This window comes from Candidatus Culexarchaeum yellowstonense, from assembly GCF_024707025.1.
Taxonomy (GTDB): domain Archaea; phylum Thermoproteota; class Methanomethylicia; order Culexarchaeales; family Culexarchaeaceae; genus Culexarchaeum.
Genome location: NZ_JANGFQ010000189.1, coordinates 1 through 3580 on the forward strand (window position 1 = coordinate 1; position 3580 = coordinate 3580).

Genomic DNA, 3580 nt, shown 5'->3' on the forward strand with positions numbered 1-3580 from the left:
CACCAGAAGAAAAAGCCACATTCACAAAGGAACTTGAAAGACTATTTGGAATAAGGAAGACTAGGATAAGGGAGCTTGGAAAACGAATCTATGTCTATCAAGGAATAAAGCTCCTAAGATCCTATGAAGAGGGACCTGAAACTGAGGAAGAACAAATGAAGCTTAGGGAATTGGATAAATACTTTGAAACCCCCTAACCCAACACCCCCCTCCATTTTTTGGATCGTGTCCCAACTGTCCCAAGAAATTCCCCATTATTAAAGATTATAATTCCTATAACCTATACTTCTACTGGAAAATTTTTTACTCAATAAAAAGGAAAAAGTTGGGACAGCTGGGACACTTTTACATTTGTCAAGGGGGAAATTAATCATAAAGTTTGGAGGCTTTGATCGTGGTTTCAGGTCCGCCTGGGTTTAGTGGACCTGAAGCTTATTTCTATTATATAGTAGAAATAGCATTCTACTATATAGTGGAGTCATGATTGGTTTTCATAATGGGTTTAGGTTACTAATACATATAATATATATTATATAATGTATAGTAGTTGTTTATTGCATAATTAATTATGATGACAACATAAATATCTCAAGTTAAATATATTGCGTGTTGATTGTTCATCATTTGTTTGTTTGTTTTCCATGTTTTCCTTCTCCCCCTTATTTGGCTTAATGTCTAGCAGTTGCTAGTTGATTTCAGAATCATTTTACATCAAAACATTTAAATTCAACAAATCTATTCCATGATTTGATGGGATTTGAAAACGATCGTTTTAATGATAAATGGAATAATCTCTGAAGCATATAGGGAGTTGTTTTCAGAATTAATCTTGATTTCCGCATTAACGATATGCTTCATAATCCTAGCTTTATTAAGCCGAGGGAAGGGGGGAGGAAATAATGGGTTTACTTAAATGGCTCTTGGAGAAAATTGTAATCTATGGAATGGTTATAACATTCTTCTACTTTATTGGTGAAGGGTTGGGGATTGTGCCGAAACCTTTAAAGGACCTGGCCTCCTGGGTTCAAACAAACTTCCCCTATATCGTATTCCTGATTTGTGTGATCGTGGTTTGCTATACGATCATAAGGATTTCAAGTAGTAGAGTGGAGGGAGAGTAAATTATGGATTTGGATACGATCATTGGATTGTTGATCGTGATAGCCATAATATTGGTTATTGCGATCTCCATAACAAAACATGGGGGAGAAGAATATCCTAAACGAAAGAGGTGGAAGTATTGAGTGATCACTTTTTCTTCATGTTGGTTTCCGCATTAATGGGAAGCTTAACTGGATATGCATTATTCCATTTGGGAAGCTTCTGGCTGGGAGTCACGATATTCCTATTCTGGCTGGCTCTACTCATATTGGAAGTGGAGGACCTGAACCGATTGGAAATGGTTGATCGTGATTATAGAAAGGATTGGATTGTGGTTTGATCGTGGGTTCCAGGTCCACAGTTTATCTAAATGGAGCCATAAAGAAAAGAGTTATCAAAAAAACATATTGAAAACATTTATAAAATAGCATTAAAGATAAACATATTGGGAATTGCAAAATGGGAAACCAGAAATTAAATGTGGAATTAAATTCCTGGCTCTATGCAAAATTGGAGGAAATATCTAGGAGGCTTAGAATGGATAAGGATAAGGCTGCAGTCTATTTAATGGAGCTAGGCATTCGGAAATACCTGGAGCTTAAGAGGAGGAAGATATGAAGTTAAACGCATATATTCGGGTAAGCTTAGAGGAGGAAAATCCTGAAAACCAGAAATACGCCATATATGAATGGGCTTCCAAGAATGGCCACCAAATCCTAAACATATATGAAGATATTGGAGTAAGCGGGGCTTTATCTCCATTAGAGAGGCCAGGATTCAAAAAACTATTGGAGGACCTGAACCAAGTGGATGGAATAATAGTTTATGCATTGGATCGTATAGCTAGGTCCTTAGTGGAATTGGTGGAAGTGGTTAAGCTTATTGAGGGGAAGGGGAAGATCGTGGTTAGTGTAAGGGAAAGCTGGCTTCAACAATTGGATCCCAAGATTAGGGGGCTTATCCTAGCCATATTGGGTTGGGCTGCGGAAATGGAGAGGGAGTTCATAAGGGAAAGGACTAAAGAGGCATTGAAACGATTGAAGGCATTGGGGAAGCCATTAGGGAGACCCAGGAAAGTAAACGATCAAATTGCGGAAGCCACAATAAAATACATTGAGAAAGGATATAGTCTAAGGGATACTGCCAGATTGCTGGGAATTGGATATGTAACTCTCGCCAGATATTTAACTTCCAATCCATATTGGAGAGCCAGGTATTATGAGGCGAGAGCTAGAGCAAAGGGGAAACGGAAAAAATAACCCTCCCCTTTCTTTCTTTCTTTAATGTTTTTTGAAATTCATTTTTCTGTTTCTCTTTCTCACATGTGTGTGCGTATATATATATTATTAATTAATAGTTAATGGTATTAATGTAGAGTTGATGATGTTTCCATTGATTTATTTTGATTTAGAAATCAATACGCTTATATAAACGTATTCCCCAAAATATTTGGGAGGTTAAAAAATTGAAGGGTTATCAAATTGCTTATATCCTGAAACGGAAGGATCCAAAACTATATGAGGAAGCCAGGAAGATTAAGGAAGCTTATGGTTTGAAATGGGATGAAGCCATAAAAATCGCAAAAGGGGAAATTCCAGAACCACTAAAGTTGAATGAGATTTCCAGGAAGCTGGCGGACCTGGAAAATGAAATAAAAACGATCAAGGAAGACTTTGAGGATATCAAGGTTACCCTCAAATTTAAAGTTGAAAAATGCAAATATGTTGATGATGAAGGATATTGCACAAAATATCCTTGGATTGGTAAACGGGACAATTGGAAAGTTAGGGAAGACATCGTTAGGGGGAGACTCGTTTACCATGTTAAGGTTGCTGAAAATAGATTTCTATGTTTAGGTTGTCCATACTTTAAGCTTAAGAAGTTTGCTTAATATTTGGACTGAAAGTGTGAATACGATCAAGGATTTTTGACAGGAAAATCTAGGTTAAAATATGCAAAAATGCTTAGTCGTGATGATCAAAATTATGAAGCCCATTGGAAGCATTAGGAATAAAAGCTTAACTATTCATGGTTGATTAAAAATTGATCATGACTTCATGTTAAATGTGGGGTTCAGGTTCTGAAATCAAATACTGGATTATTATACCTCCTGGGGATATCAAATTCCCTTATCCTTTTTTCCTGGAGAATTATAATGGGGTTATAGAGGACCTGAAACATGATCGTGGTTTAAAATAATGGTTGATATGGAGTTATGGTTCAGGTCCGCCAGAAAATATCTAGCAGTTGCTAGATTGTGAATGATTTAAAGCAAAACATGATTGGAAGTGAAAATCTTCCATAAAAGTGAAGGAGATTGTGAAATATGTTCATGAAGATAATCCCAAATGGGATTATCTAGGGGATTAAACTGGCTCCAATAGATTTATATATTTACATTGAATATTCTTATATTGGCGACAATAAAATGGAGCCGAAAAAATGGATAATAGGAGTAAGGGTTAGAGTTAAGCCTGAA

The 3580-nt window shown here is 36.4% G+C and carries 7 protein-coding genes; all 7 read left to right on the forward strand.

The window, feature by feature from the left end; translation table 11 throughout:
- Positions 1 to 197 (forward strand): hypothetical protein (locus MRT15_RS10850; protein WP_304330196.1); only part of this gene is annotated, 197 nt, incomplete at its 5' end.
- Positions 198 to 757: 560 nt separating this feature from the next.
- Positions 758 to 913 (forward strand): hypothetical protein, encoded by a 156-nt coding sequence (locus tag MRT15_RS10855; protein ID WP_304330198.1) that lies wholly within the window; start codon positions 758 to 760, stop codon positions 911 to 913.
- A complete protein-coding gene (locus MRT15_RS10860; protein WP_304330200.1) occupies positions 900 to 1121 on the forward strand; it encodes a hypothetical protein in 222 nt (73 codons plus the stop codon). The genes MRT15_RS10855 and MRT15_RS10860 overlap by 14 nt, the downstream gene beginning before the upstream one ends.
- A gap of 119 nt (positions 1122 to 1240) precedes the next feature.
- The gene (locus tag MRT15_RS10865; RefSeq protein WP_304330201.1) at positions 1241 to 1441 is read left to right on the forward strand and encodes a hypothetical protein; all 201 of its coding nucleotides are present in this window, start codon (positions 1241 to 1243) and stop codon (positions 1439 to 1441) included.
- A gap of 119 nt (positions 1442 to 1560) precedes the next feature.
- Entirely contained in the window at positions 1561 to 1719 is a 159-nt protein-coding gene (locus tag MRT15_RS10870) for a hypothetical protein (protein ID WP_304330202.1), read from the forward strand.
- The gene (locus MRT15_RS10875) at positions 1716 to 2360 is read left to right on the forward strand and encodes a recombinase family protein (protein ID WP_304330204.1); all 645 of its coding nucleotides are present in this window, start codon (positions 1716 to 1718) and stop codon (positions 2358 to 2360) included. The genes MRT15_RS10870 and MRT15_RS10875 overlap by 4 nt, the downstream gene beginning before the upstream one ends.
- A 206-nt stretch (positions 2361 to 2566) precedes the next feature.
- Positions 2567 to 2992 carry a hypothetical protein gene (locus MRT15_RS10880; protein ID WP_304330206.1) on the forward strand — a complete coding sequence of 142 codons (426 nt, stop codon included), beginning with the start codon at positions 2567 to 2569 and terminating at the stop codon, positions 2990 to 2992.
- Positions 2993 to 3580 lie beyond the last annotated feature (588 nt).